Annotated in this window: 15 protein-coding genes; 13 read left to right on the top strand and 2 right to left on the bottom strand. The window is 36.5% G+C overall.

Features of this window, described 5'->3' with window-relative positions; genetic code table 11:
* Nucleotides 1-10: 10 nt before the first annotated feature.
* From MHH59_RS17340 to MHH59_RS17300, 9 genes are all read left to right on the top strand, one after another.
* Complete coding sequence (locus tag MHH59_RS17340) at nt 11-1,483, top strand: aldehyde dehydrogenase family protein (protein ID WP_002128396.1); 1,473 nt, start codon at nt 11-13, stop codon at nt 1,481-1,483.
* 45 nt (nt 1,484-1,528) lie between these two features.
* Entirely contained in the window at nt 1,529-2,947 is a 1,419-nt protein-coding gene (locus MHH59_RS17335; RefSeq protein ID WP_002128395.1) for an MATE family efflux transporter, read from the top strand.
* 44 nt (nt 2,948-2,991) lie between these two features.
* The gene (locus tag MHH59_RS17330) at nt 2,992-3,273 is read left to right on the top strand and encodes a cupin domain-containing protein (RefSeq protein WP_002128394.1); all 282 of its coding nucleotides are present in this window, start codon (nt 2,992-2,994) and stop codon (nt 3,271-3,273) included.
* Nucleotides 3,274-3,448: 175 nt separating this feature from the next.
* Nucleotides 3,449-4,909, top strand: a complete 1,461-nt coding sequence (locus MHH59_RS17325) for a CoA-acylating methylmalonate-semialdehyde dehydrogenase (protein ID WP_340851940.1) — start codon at nt 3,449-3,451, stop codon at nt 4,907-4,909.
* Nucleotides 4,910-4,939: 30 nt separating this feature from the next.
* Nucleotides 4,940-6,295, top strand: a complete 1,356-nt coding sequence (locus MHH59_RS17320; protein ID WP_340851939.1) for an aspartate aminotransferase family protein — start codon at nt 4,940-4,942, stop codon at nt 6,293-6,295.
* A 107-nt stretch (nt 6,296-6,402) separates the two neighbouring features.
* Complete coding sequence (locus tag MHH59_RS17315) at nt 6,403-8,022, top strand: amidohydrolase (RefSeq protein ID WP_002128391.1); 1,620 nt, start codon at nt 6,403-6,405, stop codon at nt 8,020-8,022.
* Between the two features lie 357 nt (nt 8,023-8,379).
* A complete protein-coding gene (locus tag MHH59_RS17310) occupies nt 8,380-9,579 on the top strand; it encodes a multidrug effflux MFS transporter (protein ID WP_340851938.1) in 1,200 nt (399 codons plus the stop codon).
* A gap of 137 nt (nt 9,580-9,716) precedes the next feature.
* A complete protein-coding gene (locus tag MHH59_RS17305; protein WP_033729948.1) occupies nt 9,717-10,265 on the top strand; it encodes a hypothetical protein in 549 nt (182 codons plus the stop codon).
* Between the two features lie 534 nt (nt 10,266-10,799).
* Entirely contained in the window at nt 10,800-12,191 is a 1,392-nt protein-coding gene (locus MHH59_RS17300; RefSeq protein ID WP_002167898.1) for an amino acid permease, read from the top strand.
* 48 nt (nt 12,192-12,239) lie between these two features.
* On the opposite strand, the gene MHH59_RS17295 is transcribed toward MHH59_RS17300, so the two are convergent.
* On the bottom strand, nt 12,240-13,259 hold the full coding sequence (locus tag MHH59_RS17295; RefSeq protein WP_340851937.1) for a zinc-binding alcohol dehydrogenase family protein: 1,020 nt from the start codon (nt 13,257-13,259) through the stop codon (nt 12,240-12,242).
* Between the two features lie 303 nt (nt 13,260-13,562).
* Between MHH59_RS17295 and MHH59_RS17290 the strand changes: the two genes are divergently transcribed.
* The 4 genes from MHH59_RS17290 to aiiA all read left to right on the top strand — a co-directional run bounded on the left by MHH59_RS17290 (nt 13,563) and on the right by aiiA (nt 16,479).
* Nucleotides 13,563-13,892 carry a PadR family transcriptional regulator gene (locus MHH59_RS17290; protein WP_340851935.1) on the top strand — a complete coding sequence of 110 codons (330 nt, stop codon included), beginning with the start codon at nt 13,563-13,565 and terminating at the stop codon, nt 13,890-13,892.
* Complete coding sequence (locus MHH59_RS17285; RefSeq protein ID WP_002185270.1) at nt 13,879-14,442, top strand: HAAS signaling domain-containing protein; 564 nt, start codon at nt 13,879-13,881, stop codon at nt 14,440-14,442. Before MHH59_RS17290 ends, MHH59_RS17285 begins: the two co-directional genes overlap by 14 nt.
* Nucleotides 14,432-15,304, top strand: a complete 873-nt coding sequence (locus tag MHH59_RS17280; protein ID WP_002185271.1) for a DUF4097 family beta strand repeat-containing protein — start codon at nt 14,432-14,434, stop codon at nt 15,302-15,304. The genes MHH59_RS17285 and MHH59_RS17280 overlap by 11 nt, the downstream gene beginning before the upstream one ends.
* Before the next feature lie 422 nt (nt 15,305-15,726).
* The gene (gene aiiA, locus MHH59_RS17275; protein ID WP_340851933.1) at nt 15,727-16,479 is read left to right on the top strand and encodes a quorum-quenching N-acyl homoserine lactonase AiiA; all 753 of its coding nucleotides are present in this window, start codon (nt 15,727-15,729) and stop codon (nt 16,477-16,479) included.
* A gap of 41 nt (nt 16,480-16,520) precedes the next feature.
* On the opposite strand, the gene MHH59_RS17270 is transcribed toward aiiA, so the two are convergent.
* Nucleotides 16,521-17,000: a hypothetical protein gene (locus MHH59_RS17270; protein ID WP_002128384.1), complete on the bottom strand. Its 480-nt coding sequence runs from the start codon at nt 16,998-17,000 to the stop codon at nt 16,521-16,523.
* Nucleotides 17,001-17,020: the final 20 nt, after the last annotated feature.

Genomic DNA, 17,020 nt, shown 5'->3' with positions numbered 1-17,020 from the left:
AGAGGTGTTTATGAAAATTAACATGTTCATTGACGGGAAATGGGTAGAAGCATTATCGGGTGCTAGACGAAACATTATCAATCCTGCAACCGAAGAGGTTATCGCAACGTCTGCTCATGGATCAGCAGATGATGCGAAGATAGCAATTAAGGCGGCTCGTAAAGCGTTTGATAGCGGGATCTGGTCGGATTTATCGGCTGATGAAAGAGCTGACTATCTATATAAGATTGCAGACCGTCTTGAAGAGAATACAGCTGAAATTGCCCGTTTGGAAACTGCAAATAACGGTAAGGTTATCCGTGCAACAACCTATGTAGATATTCCTGTATCGATTCAATGCTTCCGCTATTATGCTGACTTGATTAAAGGTATGAAAAAGGAATCTTACACTCGTGATGATGCTTCAGAAACGATTATTATTCATGAACCGATTGGTGTTTGTGGACTTATTGTACCTTGGAATTTCCCGCTTATGTTAGCTGTTTGGCAAATTGCTCCTGCACTTGCCGCAGGGAATACAATTGTAATTAAGCCTGCTGACGTCACTCCTGTAAGTGTATTCAAATTATTTGAAATTATCGAAGAGGTTGGACTTCCGGATGGAGTAGCAAACTTAGTATTGGGACCTGGTTCAAAGGTTGGGAATGAGCTTGCAGAGAGCCATGATGTCGACAAAATTGCCTTTACTGGTGGAACAAAAACAGGTCAAAGTATTATGCGCGCAGCTGCAGGCAATATGAAAAAAATCACACTTGAACTAGGTGGTAAATCTCCACTTATTGTGTTCGACGATGTGGATTTTGAAACCGCAGTTGATAATGCGATGTTTGGTATTTTCCACAACGCTGGGCAAGTTTGTTCAGCTGCATCTCGTTTACTTGTACAAGAGACTATTTATGATAAGTTTGTTGAAAGATTGGCCGAGCGTGCGAACAAAATTGTAGTTGGCAACGGGGAAAGTGAGAATATTGAAATGGGAGCGCTTACAAACGAGTCTCATATGAATGAAGTTTTACATTATATTCAGAGAGGAATCGAAGAAGGTGCAAAATTAGTTTGTGGTGGTAAGCGCTTAACAGAAAATGGGCTCGATCGAGGGTTTTTCATTGCACCAACAATCTTTGCTGATGTAAATGAGAATATGTGTATTGTGAAGGAAGAGATTTTTGGCCCAGTCCTTGTTGTACAGAAATTTAAAGATGAGGAAGATGCCATCCAAAAAGCGAATGATTCTATTTATGGATTAGCCGGTGCTGTATTTACGGAAGATATGGACCTGGCAAAACGTGTCATTAGTAAATTGCGTGCGGGAATTACTTGGATTAATAGTTATCATCTCGCTTATGTGGAAGGTCCTTGGGGAGGGTATAAGCAAAGTGGCATCGGCAGAGCGTTAGGTGTTGCCGGACTGGAGCACTTTATGGAAACGAAGCAAATCAATATCCACCAGCATGCAAATCCGGTAGGGTGGTATGCGAATTAATTGAGCAAAACGTGCTATATAAATTATTTATAAGGGGATATGCTCATGAAAATAGTGGACAACGGTCCGTCATCAAAAATAGAGCAACCAGAAGTAATGAATAAGCCGGTGGATGATTCAGTGCTAGGAACCAAAAGTATTCCGTTACTATATTTACGGTTTGCTTTGGCGGGAATTATGGCTAACGTAATTTTAGGAGTTGTATCGGTTGTTGATGGCTATTTCGTCAGTGGCTTTCAGGAGCTGGAAGTCGAAGGGATCGGAATTGGATTTACGGTCATGGTTATTACCCGTATGATTGGTGTTCTTTTAGGTGTGGGAGCCGGAGCGGTCATTTCACTTCGACTGGGGAAAGGGAAAATCGAAGAAGCTAGAAGTATTATGGGACAAACTTTATGGTTTACTCTTTTCCTATCTTCTTTGTTAGCTATACTTGGGTTGGTCTTTGAAAATGATATTATGATTTTATTCGGAGCAAGTGATGAAGCACTTCCGTATGCGGTGCAATATAGCCGACTGCTATGGATTTCGTTGCCATTAACGATATTGGCCGTTGTATTAAGTATTTTAGCTAATATCGATGAAAAGCCTATATTATCAATGAACAGTTGGTTAGTCGCAGCGGTTGTTGCTGGGACTATGGAATGGATTATGGTAGTGAAGTATGACATGGGGATGATGGGTTCTTCATGGGCTAATACGATTTCGCAATCGATTCCTGTTCTCCTAATCTTTTATTTCTGGTTTGGTAAAACAAAACTTAAGCCAAAAATGAAAGATATGATGATTAATCTCAAGAAGATTGGTGAAGTGGTTTGGACGGGCTTTGCATCTTTCTCGAGTCAGTTCATGATGTTTATTGCAATTATTTTCACCAACAACTTACTGCAAAGCTACGGTGGTGGTCTACACGTTGCAGCTTTCACGATTCAAAACGGTTATATTACAAATCTCCTCGCCTTAGCAGCGCTTGGTGGGATGACAGGGCTTCAACCGATTATTAGTTATAATTACGGTGCGGGCAACCTTGATCGTGTGAAACAAGCAATTAAGATGGGACTCATTTTTACAGTTTCCTTCTTTGTAATCGTGACAGCCATACTAGTCATTTTTGCAGATCCAATTGTGTCATTTTTTTCCGGTGGTAATCCTGAATTGCAAAAACTGGGCATTTGGACGACAGTTGTATTCAATTGTTTGTTTACGCTTAGTGCAGTTAGCCTGCTTATCTCCGGTTATTTCGAATCGCAAGAGAGAAACTGGTCCGCAACGTTTATTAGTGTAAGCAAAATATTGTTGTTCATGTTACCGTTTCTATTTATTTTCCCGAAATTCTGGGGTGTAGAAGGTGTATGGTACGCTGCTCCTGCTGCAGAAATTCCAGGTGTTCTCATTGCCATATACTTTATGAAAAAAGAGTTTAAACGTTTAAAAAATCCAAGTGTTAAGGCAGTAGATTTATAGACTTATTCCTTCAAAATTATCAATACGAAAGAGAGAGGATTGTCATGTTTTTTGCGAAAAAACTTACAGCAGAAGAAGCAGAGCAACTAGGTGCCAACGCATGGGAACCGTGGGTAGGCGAACCGAATAAAGGAACGTGGCATGTAGAAGATCAGGAAGTTTTCTATGTGACAGATGGTGAAGTGTTTATTACTGTTGATGGGGAAAAGTATCATATTACAAAGGACTGGATCGTTTCCTTGGCTAAGGACCTTGTTTGTGAATGGGATTGCCCAGTATTTTTGAAAAAGAATTATAAGATGAACCATGAGATCCATCTGAAATAATGTGAACTGGGGAGTGGACAAATGCTAAGCAGATGACTGCTCCTGCGTATTCAATGAATAAGATTAATAATGTTGAAGAAATGTATGTAAATAAGTTTACATACCGTCAAATGAATGCGCTTTCTTTTTAGGGGTGATAACATAGGACGGTTATCTTAAAATAGGAGGCTTCACCATGGTAGTAATGAAAAATGTACAAACGTTGAAAAATTATATTGGCGGACAATGGATAGAATCCACAAGTAAGCAAGTTGAAGATGTACCAAATCCAGCAACAGGAGAGATTATTGCTCGTGTGCCTCTTTCGACTAAAGAAGATTTAGATAGAGCTGTAGCAACTGCGAAAGAAGCATTCAAAACATGGAGAAAGGTCGCTGTGCCTCGGCGTGCTCGGATTCTATTTCGCTATCAACAGCTATTGATTGAAAACTGGGAAGAGTTAGCTAAACTCGTAACCTTGGAAAACGGAAAAAGTTATAAGGAAGCATACGGTGAAGTGCAGCGGGGGATTGAATGTGTTGAATTTGCCGCAGGCGCACCCACTTTAATGATGGGAGAGCAACTTCCCGATATTGCTACTGGTGTTGAATCAGGGATGTATCGTTATCCGATCGGAGTAATCGCAGGAATAACGCCATTTAACTTTCCGATGATGGTGCCATGCTGGATGTTTCCACTCGCGATTGCATGCGGGAATACATTTGTATTAAAACCATCTGAAAGAACACCGCTATTGGCTAATCGCATAGCTGAACTGTTTAAAGAAGCAGGTCTTCCAGATGGAGTACTAAATATTGTGCATGGTGCACATGACGTCGTTAACGGCATTCTTGACAATGAGGATGTGAAAGCTGTATCTTTCGTTGGTTCTCAACCTGTGGCTGAGTATATATATATAACAGCAGCAGCTAACGGTAAACGTGTACAAGCTCTTGCAGGGGCAAAAAATCATTCGATCGTATTAAAAGATGCGGACCTTAGTTCTACAGTGAAAGAAATTACAAGTGCTGCCTTCGGTTCAGCTGGTGAACGATGCATGGCAGCGGCTGTTGTTGTCGTGGAAGAAGACGTTGCAGATGAGCTCGTTAATAGACTGCTTCAAGAGGCTAATGCAATTAAGATTGGTAATGGTCTGGAAGAAGGTGTTTTCCTTGGTCCCGTTATTCGTGAAGTACATAAAGAGCGGACACTCGGATACATTCAATCCGGTGTAGAGCAGGGAGCGACACTTATTCGTGACGGGCGTGAAGACGATGTAGCAAACAGCCAAGGTTATTTTGTTGGCCCAATGATTTTTGATAACGTGACAGAGGAAATGAAAATCTGGCAAGATGAAATTTTCGCACCGGTTCTTTCTATTGTACGCGTAAAAGACTTGATGGAAGCGATTCATGTTGCTAATGCATCACCATTCGCAAATGGTGCATGTCTGTACACAAATAGCGCGAAAGCTATTCGTGAATTCCGTGAAGAAATTGATGCAGGTATGCTTGGGGTTAATCTTGGAGTTCCTGCTCCAATGGCATTCTTCCCGTTCTCAGGTTATAAGAAATCTTTCTATGGTGATCTCCATGCAAATGGAAAAGATGGCGTAGAATTCTATACTCGCAAGAAAATGCTTACGGCTCGTTATTGAAAGAGTGATGTAAAACCATAAAAAGATAGAATGGAGCTGGTGATTGTGCAAGCGACAGAACAAACACAAAGTTTGAAAAAAACAGATGAAAAGTACCTTTGGCATGCGATGAGAGGAGCAGCCCCTAGTCCAACGAATTTAATTATCACAAAAGCAGAAGGGGCATGGGTGACGGATATTGATGGAAACCGTTATTTAGACGGTATGTCTGGTCTTTGGTGTGTGAATGTTGGATACGGCCGAAAAGAGCTTGCAAGAGCGGCGTTTGAGCAGCTTGAAGAAATGCCGTATTTCCCTCTGACTCAAAGTCATGTTCCTGCTATTAAATTAGCAGAAAAATTGAATGAATGGCTTGATGATGAATACGTTATTTTCTTTTCTAACAGTGGATCGGAAGCGAATGAAACAGCGTTTAAAATTGCTCGTCAATATCATCAACAAAAAGGTGATCATGGACGCTATAAGTTTATTTCACGCTACCGCGCTTATCACGGTAACTCAATGGGAGCTCTTGCAGCAACAGGTCAAGCACAGCGAAAGTATAAATATGAACCACTCGGGCAAGGATTCCTGCATGTAGCACCGCCTGATACGTATCGAAATCCAGAGGATGTTCATACACTGGCAAGTGCTGAGGAAATCGATCGTGTCATGACATGGGAGTTAAGCCAAACAGTAGCCGGTGTGATTATGGAGCCAATCATTACTGGGGGTGGAATTTTAATGCCTCCTGATGGATATATGGAAAAAGTAAAAGAAATTTGCGAGAAGCACGGTGCGTTGCTCATTTGTGATGAAGTTATATGTGGATTTGGACGAACAGGGAAGCCGTTTGGATTTATGAATTATGGCGTCAAACCAGATATCATAACAATGGCAAAAGGTATTACAAGTGCGTATCTTCCTTTGTCAGCAACAGCAGTTAGACGAGAGGTTTATGAGGCATTCGTAGGTAGTGATGATTATGATCGCTTCCGCCATGTAAATACGTTCGGGGGAAATCCTGCTGCTTGCGCTTTAGCTTTGAAGAATTTAGAAATTATGGAGAATGAGAAACTCATTGAACGTTCCAAAGAATTGGGTGAACGACTGTTATATGAGCTAGAGGATGTAAAAGAGCATCCAAACATAGGGGATGTTCGCGGAAAGGGCCTTCTTTTAGGCATTGAACTAGTGGAAGATAAGCAAACAAAAGAACCGGCTTCCATTGAAAAGATGAACAAAGTCATCAATGCTTGTAAAGAAAAAGGTCTAATTATTGGTAAAAATGGTGACACTGTTGCAGGTTACAATAATATTTTACAGCTTGCTCCTCCATTAAGCATCACAGAGGAAGACTTTACTTTTATCGTTAAAACAATGAAAGAATGTTTAGCTCAACTTTAATTAATTATTGATAAATCTTGTTAAAAAGCGGATGAGCCTATTAGGAGATGTAACTTTAAATACTGAATGAATTACTCGAAAAGAGTAATTCCGAAAGGGTTGAGTTTATGAAAGCTGATGTTGTATTGATAAATGGAGAAGTTATTACAGTAGACCAAAAGAATGCAGTAGTCGAAGCTGTCGCAATAAAAGATAATCAAATCGTAGTTGTTGGCTCAAATCAGGAGGTTAAGAGTTTTATAGGAGAAAACACGGATGTAATTGACCTGCAAGGGAAAACGCTTCTTCCTGGATTCATTGATTCCCATCTCCACATCATTTCTCATGGACTAAATCAGTTGGCTGTCAGTTGTAAAGCTGAACATATTGATTCTATCGATGCTTTATTAGATGATCTGAAAAAGAAGGCCTTAGAAACGCCAAAAGGTGAATGGATACGTGCTTGGGGCTTTAATGAAACCGCTGTGGAGGAAAAGCGTTATCCAACAATTACTGAGCTGGATGAAATTTCAGTTGAACATCCTATTATTATAACTCGTACTTGTCACCACATAAGCGTGGTGAACAGTAAAGCATTAGAAATTGCGCAAATTAACGAGAACACACCGGATACGAGTGGGGGAGTTATTGAAAAGAATCAGGCAGGAAGGCTTACAGGAAAGTTAATTGAAGCAGCAAATATGAGTATGAGCGAGGTTGCAAGTTATACAGAAAGTGAAATGATGAAGGCTGTGAAAATTGCATCAGATCATTTCGTTGCAGCTGGCATAACAAGTATACATGACGCAGGTGGAGATGGACCGGAGAGTTTTCGTTTACTACAACGAGCTGTGAAGAGTAGGGATATTCGTGTCCGAATATATGCAATGATATGTCAAATAAATAACTCTCATGAATTTGTTAATAAAATGGTCGAAGCTGGTGTGGTAACTGGTACCGGAGATGAAAGATTCAAAATCGGACCAGCTAAATTGTTTACAGATGGAAGTAGCACGGGGCCTACAATTGCAACCCGTAAGTCATATTCAAGTGACCCTAACAATTACGGCATTCTTTATTATAGTGAGGAAGAAATCTATAAGGTTTTAGGTGAAGCGCATAAAAAAGGCTATCAAATCACTGTACATGCACAAGGTGATAAAGCTATTGAAATGTATTTGAATTGTGTAGAAAGGGCGCTAGAGGAATCACCAAGAAAAAATCACCGTCATCGAATCGAGCATGCGGGAATTTCTTCACCAGATTTACAAGAGAGAATGAAAAAACTCGAGATGATTCCTATTCCAAATCCTCCATTTCCATATGAATTCGGAGAGATATATGTAGAGCACTATGGTGATCGTGTTAATCACATGTACGCTGCTCGTGATTTTATTGATCGTGGCATCATTGCAGCAGGTAGTTCGGATGCACCAGTTACTGACTATAATCCTTTATTAGGAATTCATGTTGCTGTCAATAGAAAAACTAAGTCTGGAATAGAGGTTGGTGCTAATCAATCTATAAGCGTAATGGAAGCTATTAAACTATACACATGGAATGGTGCTTATGCGAGTTTTGAAGAAGAGATAAAAGGAAGCATAGAGGCCGGAAAACTGGCGGATTTAGTTATATTAAATGACAGCATTTTAAGTGTCAATCCAAACCAAATTAAAGATTTAAAAGTAGAAACAACAATTATTGATGGTGAAATTATTTATCAAAAAGAACAATCAGTGAAAATGTAGCAATAAAAAAACGCCCCTTCAATTGTGAGAATGATTTTAACAATTGAAGGGGCGTTTCAGTTGTTTAGTTGCGCTTTTCAAATCGTATTAATTTTTCGAGAGAATTGAAAGGATATTCGTCTACTAACAAATATTCAGATTATGAACACTAGAAAATGAACACAACCTATCATATAATTGAAAGACTATATTTTAAAATCAATGTTAATATTACCCTCCTATAAGTATTAACATGCGTAATTGAGGTGTTTTCTTTGTTGTTTTATGATCGAATTTCTATAATGGCCCCTCCTGTTCCATAGCTAAGGAAAGTCTATTCATTTCTGAGATTTTCAAAGTTATAGGAGGGTATTAAAAGTGAAAAAAGTCTCAGTACCATCACTTTGGTTAATGATTATTCTTGTGGCATTTCCGCAAATTAGTGAAACAATTTACACACCGTCTTTACCGGATATTTCAAAGGCGTTGCACGTAAGTAATAATGAGGTACAGTTAACGCTTAGTGTTTATTTTGCTGGATTTGCTTTAGGTGTATTTTTTATTGGATGGTTATCAGATATAATTGGTCGTCGCCCAGCAATGTTATTTGGAATTGTAGTATATGGCGCTGGAAGTTTCTTATGCTATATTGCAAATTCTATTGAATTTTTATTGTTTAGTCGTTTTATTCAAGCATTTGGAGCAAGTGCTGGTTCAGTTGTGACACAAACGATTCTTCGTGAAAGTGTAGAGGGGCATAAACGTCATGTTATGTTTGCTCAAATTTCGGCAGTCATTGCTTTTACACCAGCGATAGGTCCACTAATTGGGGGCTTTCTTGATCAAATGTTTGGATTTAAAATAGTATTTTTAAGTTTAGTTGTTATGAGTGTTGGGATTTTGTTATATACGTTTGTTTCTCTTCCGGAAACAAAAACGGAATCAGTAACGGATAAAATAAATGTATTTTCTGTATTAAAACGGTTGATTACAAATCCGAAAGTAGTAACATATGGGTTAATAATTGGAGGAGCGAATGGTGTTTTATTTAGCTACTATGCAGAAGCGCCGTTTATCTTTATTGAATACTTTCAGTTATCGCCTAGTATGTACGGATTTCTAGGAATTGTTGTTGCTTCCGCTTCTATTATTGGGGCGAAAGTTTCAAAGCGGTTACTTGCTACTTATAAACCAGAGAAAATTATATATATCGGTTGTCTTGTAATGACAGGAGGAGCTATCTTCTTAACTGTTATTAATTCATTTGGATCAAATCCAAACATAATATATATGATTGGATTTTTAGTAGCGATGTTTATATTGCTATTAGGAATTGGGGTAGCATTGCCTAACTGTTTAAGTTTAGCATTAGTAGATTTTCAAGATGTCATTGGTACAGCTGGAGCATTGTTTAGCTTAGGCTACTATGTAATTGTAACGATGACAATTTGGGGAATGAGTCAGCTTCATACGGGCTCGTTAATGGTGATGCCGCTTTATTTTCTGGCTATAGTAGTTATCATGATGGTATTTACTAAAGTGTTTATTTTGGGTAAACAAACTTCAAAAACGATTTAAATATGAAATGGTAAAAGAGTCTCATTTTTTAATGAGACTCTTTTATATTTTATGAAAATAACTATAGGTATGAATATGTAATTAATGTTAAAAAATAACAAAATTGTATAGTTATAGTTTTTAGGGAGGGTAAAAATATGTTAATGAATCTAGTATGCGCTCTACTAATCATTTCCGGACTTATTATAGTTGTAAGAAATACTTTCATTTTAAACCACTATCTTTGTAATTTAATGGCATTCTTTTGTGCTTATATGACAACATCTTCCTACGTATTAGAGCAACTTTCGTTAACAAAAACCATATTGATACTATGTTTGTTGCTGATAACTTTTATTCTTATATACTCACATTTCGAGATTAGAGGGCTCGCTTTTAACGATTATACGGTATTTAATCTAGCTTCTAGCCGAGTGAATATATTAGTGAAAGACGGGTTAACCGAAGCGAACATAGAATTTACATTGGATAAAAATAATATATATTTATCAGGATCTCCTGTTAAAATTCGAATATTGAATAGACCATTACATACAACTAATATTTTATTTAGAAAATGCCCAGAGGATATAAAGACAAAAATTAAAGGTATTATTAAGGAAAAGATAAAAGCTGAGGAGAAGAGTTTTCCTCTTTCCGGTGTATTGTTGATTGTTTTAAGTGTAGTTATATTTTTCTTAAAGTAGGAGATGGGATAGAGAATTTTTAGTTGTGAGAACGGGATAAATAAGAGATGTAGAAGCTAGTGACTTTGTTGTTTTACTAATATATTAAATTTATGTGAGAGGTGTTAATCGCATGTGTAAGCAATTACGGTACAAACTATAAATAGTGAAGTATATGCGGTATGAAACCGAGGAAGATAGGATCTCCTCGGTTATTTATATTGTAATAATATTTATACCGGAATCATATTGAATAGATGTATTTTATTGTTAATTTAGTTAAAAATTAATCAAACTAATATATAATAATTTACTGAAAAAATAATTGAACTTTTCAGATAAATGAATTAATATGAAGTGAGCAATTTTAAATTTTATAGAAAATAGGAAGATGAGGGGTTTGGGAAATTTTGTAAGAGGTAAAATGAGATTTTAGGATAGCTTTAAAGTTAGTCTAAAATGACGTTTGTTTCATCATTTTCAGGGCCGAAAGGAATTAGGGTACACCATCTTACTTTAAATGCGGCTATGAATCATCTAAGAGGGGGAAATGAAGTGGCAAACAAAGAATTGAAACGAGGTTTAGAAGCACGTCATATTCAAATGATTGCTTTAGGCGGAACAATTGGTGTTGGTTTGTTTATGGGATCAGCCAGCACGATTAAATGGACAGGTCCGTCAGTAATGCTTGCATATGCAATCGCAGGTGTTTTCATCTTCTTCATTATGCGTGCCATGGGAGAAATGTTGTATATGGAGCCAAGCACAGGTTCATTTGCGACATTTGGTCACAAATATATTCATCCGTTAGCTGGTTATATGACAGCGTGGAGTAACTGGTTCCAGTGGGTTATTGTTGGGATGTCAGAGATTATCGCAGTTGGAGCGTATATGAAATATTGGTTCCCGGATTTACCGGCTTGGATACCTGGTATTATCGCGATGGTTATTCTTGGTGCGGCTAACTTAATTTCTGTTAAGTCATTTGGTGAATTTGAATTTTGGTTTGCGATGATTAAAATCGTTACGATTTTATTAATGATTATTGCCGGATTCGGCCTCATTTTCTTCGGAATTGGGAATGGAGGAGAAGCAATCGGCATATCTAATCTTTGGGCAAACGGCGGTTTCTTCACAGGTGGTTTTTCAGGATTTTTCTTTGCATTATCACTTGTAGTTGGAGCGTATCAAGGTGTGGAATTAATCGGGATTACTGCTGGTGAAGCGAAAGATCCGAAGAAGACACTTACTAGAGCAATTCAAAGTACAATTTGGCGTATTTTAATTTTCTATATTGGTGCTATTTTCGTTATTGTAACTGTTTATCCTTGGGATCAATTAAGTTCAATTGGTAGTCCGTTCGTAGCAACTTTTGCGAAAGTTGGTATTACGGCAGCTGCGGGACTTATTAACTTCGTTGTTATTACAGCCGCAATGTCTGGTTGTAACAGTGGTATTTATAGTGCTGGACGTATGCTTTATACACTAGGAGTAAATGGACAAGCACCGAAATACTTTACGAAGATCTCTAATAACGGTGTACCTTTATTCGGTACAGTTGGTGTAATTATCGGTTTAGCGGTTGGTGTTGTTTTAAGTTATATTGCACCAAAAAACTTATTCGTATATGTATATAGTGCGAGTGTACTTCCTGGTATGGTGCCATGGTTTGTCATTTTAATTAGTCAAATTAATTTTAGAAAAGAAAAAGGAGCAGAGATGAAAGATCATCCATTCAAAATGCCATTTGCTCCTGTTACAAACTATTTGACAATTGCCTTTTTAATTATGGTATTAATCGGAATGTGGTTTAACGATGATACGCGTATTTCATTAGTTGTAGGTATTGTTTTCTTAGCTATCGTCACAATTAGTTTCTATGCTTTCGGAATAGGGAAACGACCTCCGTTAGATGTTCAAAATGATCAAGAGATTTCAAGTAAATAAAGATAGTAAAAAGTCCGATTTCCCGTTTAGAAATCGGACTTTTTATTATTAAAATTTCTCTAAAACGATCTTTCCAATTGTACGCCCACTTTCAAGTTGTGCATGTGCTTTCTTTACGTTTTCAGCGTTAATTGGTGTGAATATTTCATTTAATGTAGTCTTTAAAATGCCTTCATCTAATAGTTCGCTTACTTTATTTAATAGTTCGTGCTGCGTACTCATATCACCAGTTTCATACATCGCTTTTGTAAACATAAACTCCCAAACGAATGTAGCACTTTTACTTTTTAAAATTCCCATCTCAAGAGGGTGTTCATTTTCTACGATAGAGCAAATTTTACCTTGTGGTTTAATGATGTCACCCATCGCGTGCCAATGCTGATCAGTATTGTTTAAGCAGAAGATATAATCTACATCTTTTAGCCCAAATTCTAATATTTGATCTTTTAAAGGTTGGTGATGATTAACTATATAATCGGCACCGAATTTTTCCACCCAGTGTATAGTTTCGTTGCGGGATGCGGTTGCGATTACGTTTAGTCCAGCCCATTTAGCTAACTGAATAGCAATCGAGCCAACACCACCAGCTCCGCCGATAATTAAAATGTTTTTAAATGAATTTTCATCTTTCTTATTATAATCAATCCCTAAACGTTCAAACAAACCTTCCCATGCGGTAATGGCTGTTAAAGGAAGTGCTGCAGATTCAGCATCACTTAACGTTTTTGGTTTTTTACCAACAATTCTTTCATCAACTAAATGGTATTCACTGTATGTACCTTGCCTTGTAATGCTTCCAGCGTAAAACACTTCATCGCCTTCTTTAAATAACGTACAACCATCGCCAGTTTGCACGACAACACCGCTAGCATCCCAGCCAAGTATTTTTGCTATATCTTCTTTTTTATCTTTCGGAGATCGAACTTTTGTATCAACTGGATTAACGGAAATAGCGTTAATCTTTACAAGTATATCTCTTCCTGTGGCAACAGGTCTTTCAACTTCAATATCAATTAAACTGTTTTCTTCTTCAATAGGTAAGTATTCATGTAAACCAATTGCTTTCATTTTTATTCCCTCCATTAAAGTAAGAGTCTTTTTCTCTTTTATTATAGTAGGTAAAGTGTCATTATGTAAAAAAGTTGAGTCCTTTCCATTTGTTAAAGGCTGGTTTCAGCCTCATTTAGAACTTTGTAAATGGAGAGGAGTCATCGTTTTGATTTTATAAGCGTCGGATGAAATATATACTTATTTTTCCAGTGTACCTTGCAATGAATACCAAGTGTTATATTATACTTGTAGTTACTTATTATAAAACAGTACTAAACAATAAATAGTAGTAGATGCCAATTAGAATAGGGTGAATGAATATTGAATTTACAATTTAAAAAAGGAGTTTTAGAACTTTGTGTTCTTGTTTTACTTGATAAGCAAGACCGTTATGGGTATGAATTAGTTCGAAGTATTTCCAATCAAATTGAAATATCAGAAGGGTCTGTTTATCCTCTACTTCGTAGATTAACTAAAGAAGAATATTTTACAACGTATTTACAGGAGTCTTCAGAAGGGCCTTCAAGGAAGTATTATAAACTGACGGATAAAGGTAGAACGTATTTGTACCAACTTTTGGAGGAATGGAATGAGTTCTCACAAGGTGTCAATCAATTAATAAAAGAAGGTGTACGTAATGACGAAAGATAAATTTTTACAACAATTAAACGTATCTCTAAAAAGATTATCTGAAAAAGAACGTGCAGATATTTTAAAAGATTATGAAGAACATTTTACTTTCGGATTAGAGGAAGGAAAAACTGAAGAAGAAATTACAGCTTCATTAGGTTCGCCAGCTCAAATCGCCAAAGAGTTATTAGCAGGTTATCATATTGAGAAAGTAACAGCGAGTGCAACAACAGGGAATGTTTTTCGGGCAATTTGGGCAGTAATTGGATTAGGATTTTTCAATTTAGTAATCGTGCTTGGACCTGCAATTGCAGTAACCGCATTGATTTTTTCAGGGTGGACTCTAGGAATCTCATTTTTGTGTTCACCACTGCTTGTTATTGTTGATACCATTGTGCATCCAAATACATTCTTACTTTTTAACCTTTTCGTTTCTTTAGCACTTTGTGGACTTGGATATTTCATTGTAATCGCTATGTTATCTTTAACGAAGTTAGCAAAGAATGGATTTGTTCGTTATTTAAAGTTCAATATAGCACTAGTAAAAGGTGGTTTTAAGCATGATAAATAAAAAGAAACTTTCAATCATTGCAGGTATTATTTTCATTATTGGGATTGTGGGAAGTCTATTCACTTATCGTTCAATTGCCACAGTACCAATTTCAGAAGAAAAGGTCATTAACAATAATAATGTGTCAAGCGTCATTATCGATACGAATAACGTGCGTGTTAACATCAATCCTACAACAGAAAGTAACATGAAAGTAACATTAGATGGGGAAGTTAATCCTAACATAAAAAGAACATTAGCTACGGATGAAAAAGATTCAACGCTTCTCATTTCTTACAAAGAAAAACAACAGATTTGGTTCAACTTCAACATTTCTGAAGTATTGGTCCCATTAACATTAAATGTCTATCTGCCTGAAAAACAATATGATTCATTAAAAATTTCCAATAACAATGGTTACGTTTCTGCAAAACAACAAAATACAACGCATTTTGATATCAATACAAGCAATGGGCGTGTTGAATTAAGAGAGATCAATTCGCAAAAAATTAATGCGGAAACAAATAATGGAAGTATGGACTTTAAAGATATAACGGCACAAAATATTCATGTGAAATCGAATAATGGACGAATAATGCTAGATCATGTTGAAGGTGAACTAGAAGGGCAATCTAAAAACGGAAGTCTTTCTCTTAAAACAAATGAACTTGATCGAAATCTCAATTTTACGACTCACAATGGCAAGATTAATATTGAAACTGAAAAAGAACCAACTAATGTTCAATTTAATGTCTCTGTCGACAATGGAAAAGCGAATATCCTGAATAAATATAATGGAAATGCAGTTATTGGGAAGGGAGAAAATCAAATTAAATTAAACACACATAACGGAAGTATTTCAGTGAAAAAGCATGGAAACTAAAGTAGCATATTAATCTTGGGAATTTTCGCTCATCACATATAAAGAGCATGCAAATCAATAATAAATAAGCAAAATAGCCGACTCCTTTTTTTAAACATGTAGGTAGTCGGTTATTTTATGTCCAAAATTCGTTTTAACGTCTTGGTTTCGACGACTTAATTCATTCTCTGAAAATATAAAATATATTCTGTTTTCAGAGAATGGAAGTGTTATTATAAGAAAAAGTGATACTTTTATCTTATATACTTAAAGGAGGATTGGATTTCTGCATAGGCTTTCCAGTATCACTGGATTTGGAATGAAAAGTTGTGAACAATTGAAAAGATAATAGTTGAAATAATGAAAGGTGAGAAGGAGTTTATTTCTCATAAGCGAAATATAGTATTGTTTTATCTTAAATTATTTGTAAAGGTGGATACATAATGACAGTAAAGAAGCTTTATTTCGTCCCAGCAGGTCGTTGTATGTTGGATCATTCGTCTGTTAATAGTACGCTCACACCGGGGGATTTATTGAACTTACCTGTATGGTGCTATTTATTGGAGACAGAAGAGGGGCCTATTTTAGTAGATACAGGTATGCCAGAAAGTGCGGTTAATAACGAAGATCTTTTTAACGGTACATTTGTTGAAGGACAGATTTTACCAAAAATGACTGAAGAAGATAGAATCGTAAATATTTTAAAACGCGTTGGATATGAACCGGAAGATCTTCTGTATATTATTAGTTCTCACTTACATTTTGATCATGCAGGAGGAAATGGTGCTTTTACAAATACACCGATTATTGTGCAGCGTGCTGAATACGAGGCGGCACAATATAGTGAAGAATATATGAAAGAATGTATATTGCCGAATTTAAACTACAAGATCATTGAAGGGGATTATGAAGTCGTACCAGGAGTTCAATTATTGTATACACCAGGACATACTCCGGGGCATCAGTCGCTATTAATTGAGACAGAAAAATCCGGTCCTGTGTTATTAACGATTGATGCATCTTATACGAAAGAAAATTTTGAAGATGAAGTGCCGTTCGCTGGATTTGATTCGGAATTAGCTTTATCTTCAATTAAACGTTTAAAAGAAGTTGTTAGGAAAGAGAACCCAATTGTTTTCTTTGGACATGATATAGAGCAGGAAAAGAGTTGTAAAGTGTTCCCTGAATATATATAAATAGAAAAAGTCATGGGCCTAGTAGCTCATGACTTTTTCTATTAAATAACCTTTTTAAATAAGTTATATACTTTTTTTGAATTACCTTCATTTAATTGATAATAAGTAAGGTCTACGTCATCAGGAGTGTTTTGATGGGCAATCATAACTTCACTACTGTTGTTATCTACTATCCAAATTAAATATTGTTTATAAGTTCCATCTTGGAAAGTAATCCACATGTTACAATCTACTAAATCAGAACCTTCTTCATCTAGCGTTAAATCGCCTTTTTTTGCTGTATCCATACTGTTAATGAATGTTTTTAATTCATCTGTTTTTGTAAGGAAGATAGATTTTTTTGTCTTAAGCGACTCTACATGTATATCTTTTATTTCCTGCTTTCCTAAAAAAACAGGAGGTGCATTTGGGTCTCTTTGAGTTGAAATAATAGTAGCTTTCTTCTTTGGTTTACTTGCTGTATAGAGATCTTGAATAGATTTTCCAGAGTTTAAAAACCATACGGTTCCAAAAACAATCAATGCGCTACCTATCAATAAAA

This window comes from Bacillus sp. FSL E2-0195 (assembly GCF_038003645.1).
In the GTDB taxonomy this organism is placed as follows: Bacteria; Bacillota; Bacilli; order Bacillales; family Bacillaceae_G; genus Bacillus_A; species Bacillus_A mycoides.
Note: the sequence above shows the minus strand (reverse complement) of the source record. Positions and strands in the feature narration are given on the sequence as shown.